Origin of the sequence: Mesorhizobium sp. M2A.F.Ca.ET.037.01.1.1 (assembly GCF_003998075.1) — a bacterium.
GTDB lineage: Bacteria > Pseudomonadota > Alphaproteobacteria > Rhizobiales > Rhizobiaceae > Mesorhizobium.
The window spans coordinates 1-3,080 of record NZ_RZSA01000810.1 but is presented as its reverse complement, the minus strand read 5'-3'; the positions used below and the strand labels follow the sequence as shown (position 1 = coordinate 3,080).

Annotated in this window: 4 protein-coding genes; 2 read left to right on the top strand and 2 right to left on the bottom strand. The window is 65.1% G+C overall.

Annotated elements, in window-relative coordinates; all coding sequences use genetic code 11:
- Nucleotides 1-259: 259 nt before the first annotated feature.
- Nucleotides 260-1,357 carry an adenylate/guanylate cyclase domain-containing protein gene (locus tag EOA27_RS29380; RefSeq protein WP_126083674.1) on the bottom strand — a complete coding sequence of 366 codons (1,098 nt, stop codon included), beginning with the start codon at nt 1,355-1,357 and terminating at the stop codon, nt 260-262.
- Nucleotides 1,358-1,517: 160 nt separating this feature from the next.
- Between EOA27_RS29380 and EOA27_RS29375 the strand changes: the two genes are divergently transcribed.
- The gene (locus EOA27_RS29375) at nt 1,518-1,952 is read left to right on the top strand and encodes an SRPBCC domain-containing protein (RefSeq protein ID WP_126083675.1); all 435 of its coding nucleotides are present in this window, start codon (nt 1,518-1,520) and stop codon (nt 1,950-1,952) included.
- Nucleotides 1,953-2,091: 139 nt separating this feature from the next.
- Here EOA27_RS29375 and EOA27_RS29370 read toward each other — a convergent pair whose 3' ends face one another.
- Complete coding sequence (locus EOA27_RS29370) at nt 2,092-2,550, bottom strand: GNAT family N-acetyltransferase (RefSeq protein WP_126080744.1); 459 nt, start codon at nt 2,548-2,550, stop codon at nt 2,092-2,094.
- Between the two features lie 163 nt (nt 2,551-2,713).
- Between EOA27_RS29370 and EOA27_RS29365 the strand changes: the two genes are divergently transcribed.
- Nucleotides 2,714-3,080 (top strand): TSUP family transporter (locus EOA27_RS29365; protein WP_145970601.1); only part of this gene is annotated, 367 nt, incomplete at its 3' end.

Below are 3,080 nucleotides of genomic sequence, written 5' to 3'. Positions count from 1 at the left end.
GCGCAGATATGCTCGGCCGGTACGAGCGGCGGCGCGATCAGCACGATGCGGCAGCGGTTGGGCGGGGTTAAATCGTTCATTGGCCTTCGATCCCGGTTTCGCCTATGCCGGGCGAAGATGGTTGCATTGCGGCATAGAGCAAAGCGGCCAGCTTGAACAGGAGGGCGAAGCAGGATCGTCGAGCGCGGGGGCGCCGCCGGATCGCCGCGCTCCGTCGTTTACAGAGCCGGTTCGCGGAAACGCCGAACCGCTCCAGGGATCACCCGTCCGGCAGGCTGAAGACGGCGCACGGTCTGACAATTCCACGCAATTGGTGTTCGCCCAACGGAACCAAGGGCGTCGTGGTTTCCGCGGCGACAGCGCCGGAGATCAGGACGCTCCGTCCAAGCGGCCGACACAGGCCTTCGAGCCTGCTGACGAGGTTCACGGCCGGGCCGATTGCGGTGAAATCCAGACGGTCGGCTGTGCCGACATTGCCCCACACCATGTCGCCGATGTGCAGCGCCATGCCGAATTGCAGCTCGGGCATGCCTTGTCCGGCACGAACCTGATTGAGCTGCGCCATCCCCGCCCGCGCCGCTGCGACCGCGCGCAACGCCGCCTCGCAAGCCTCCGAGACCGAGCGCTCGCCGACAGGAAAGATCGCCAGCACGCCGTCGCCGATGAATTTCAGCACCTCGCCGCCAAAAGCGTGAACGGCGCCGGCTATGCGGTCGAAGCTGGCGTTGAGCGCCGCCACGACCTGCTCGGCGTCCGTCTCTTCCGACAGGGCGGTAAAGTCGCGCAAATCGCTGTAGAACAGGACCGCGCGGATTGTCTCGCCAACCTCGCGCCGCGAACGGCCGGCCAACACCTGCGCTGCGCTGCGTTGCCCAAGATAGGCCTCAAGCAGGGCCGACAGGGTCGACCTAGCGGCGAGAGCGGCAAGCGGCGCCACGGCGAAGCGCGCCACCTGGTCCAGTGTTTTCGATTCGTGCTCCGCGAGAGGGCGTACCGCGGCCCAGTTCAGTTTTGGATTCCCCCATTGCGCATCCTCGCACTCGGGGCCAACCATGTAATCGTACACGACACCGGTTCCCAGTCCCGCCAGCCATTCGCGTCCGAGATCTGCCTCTCCGGTTCCAGGCATCATGCCGGCGCCAAAACCCAGCGCCTCCATGACGACGCCTGTCTCGGCCCGCCACAGCCAGGCGCGGCGCGTTATGATCGGATGCGGCGCGGCGAGCGTCAGGGCTCCACCGACGAGCGGCAATCCGTCGTCAACCAGCCGCGCGCCGAGCGTGGCCAGAAAATCATCCGGCTGGACGGCGCCGCCGGCGCTGTCGACCAGCCAGGCGAAAGTTGAAGAAAGCCGCATCGATATGATCATGCTTCGGCGTTCCGTCGCTGTCACCAGCGCGAATCGATCCAACGAGATTTTAGTTGAACGGCAGGGCGATTTGGCTTCGAATCGAAAGCGCTGGCCCGGCGCCACCTGCCAGGCGAGCCGTGTTGGCGCGCAAACCCGGGAGGTTTCGATGGCTGAACCCTTGATCGTTCGTCGCGAGGTACAGATCGCGGCGCCGCCGGCGACAGTCTTCGCCTTCCTGACAGATCCGGACAAGATTGTGCGCTGGATGGGAACGGAGGCAACGGCGGAACCCAACCCCGGCGGTCTCTATCTGCTGAATTTGGGAGGAAGAGCCACGGCTCGCGGCCAATTCACCGAGGTCATACCCGTCCACCGCCTTGCCTACAGCTTCGGCTGGGAGGGCAACGATCGGACGCCACCCGGTTCGAGCCTTGTCGAAATCGATCTGGTCGAAGAGCCGGGCGGGACGCGGGTCAAGCTAACCCATAGCGGCCTTGCCGACCGAGAGATTTGCGACAGCCACGAGAAGGGCTGGACGCACTATCTGGATCGGCTCGCGATCACCGCCGCCGGTGGCGACCCGGGACCGGACAAGATGTAGGGCAGCGGCCGCAATTGCCGACAGCCAGCGGCCAATCGCTAGTGCGTTTCACCGTTTCACGGAAACGGCGAAACGCGCTATCTCGTTGTTTTTACGCAATTCCGGACGGAAAACCGCTCACACCTCTCCTGGAATTGTTCTAGAGTTCAAGCTTGTAGCCGATATGGCTGGCCTTGAAGCCAAGGCGCTCATAGAAGCGATGCGCATCCGTCCGGCTCTTGTTCGTCGTCAGCTGCATGACCCGGCAGCCGCGCTCGCGGCATTTGTCGATCGCCCATTCCAACAGGCGCTGTCCCAGCCCCTCGCCGCGCCGGGTGGACGCGATGCGCACGGCCTCGATCTGGCCGCGCCACGCGCCGCGCTGCGATAGGCCGGCGAGAAAGGTGATCTGGAGCGTGCCGATGATTTCGTCGCCATCGGTCATCACCGCGAGCAACTGGTTCGGATCGCCGTCTATCGCCGCGAAGGCGTCCAGATAGGGTTGCGCCAGCGGCAGGGTGGCGTCTTCACGGGCCCGGCCCAGCGCATCGTCGGCAAGCATCGCGACGATGACCGCAACGTCCGCTTCACGTGCACGGCGAATGCTGATGGCGTTCATTTCCACTCTCCGAAATGGCGGGCCGACCGACCGGCGGACCCTGGCGGGGCAGATGGTCGTGCTGATTGGGCGGCAATAGCGGATGCCGGCATTAATGACTATCCCGGCGGCGCCGTTCCGCGCTATGGCTTGGTTCCCCGCCTCCTCCAACCTTCTCTTGCCGATGTCAGGCTTGCTCAGCGATCCGTGGTTCTATGCCGCCGCCATCCCGGCGGTGATCCTTGTCGGCCTGTCGAAAGGCGGCTTCGGCGGCGCCGTCGGCTTCGTCGGCGTGCCGTTGATGGCGCTGACCATCCCGCCGGTCCAGGCAGCGGCCATCCTGCTGCCGATCCTGTGCCTGATGGATATCGTTTCGGTGTGGACGTGGTGGGGCGTCTATGACCGCAAGATGCTGGTCGACATGATGCCCGGCGCCGTCATCGGCATCGGCCTCGGCTGGCTGACCGCCGCCTTGGTGACCGAGGAGATGGTGCGGCTGATCGTCGGCGCCGTCGCACTGGTGTTCGTGCTGCGCTGGCTCTACCTGCAGT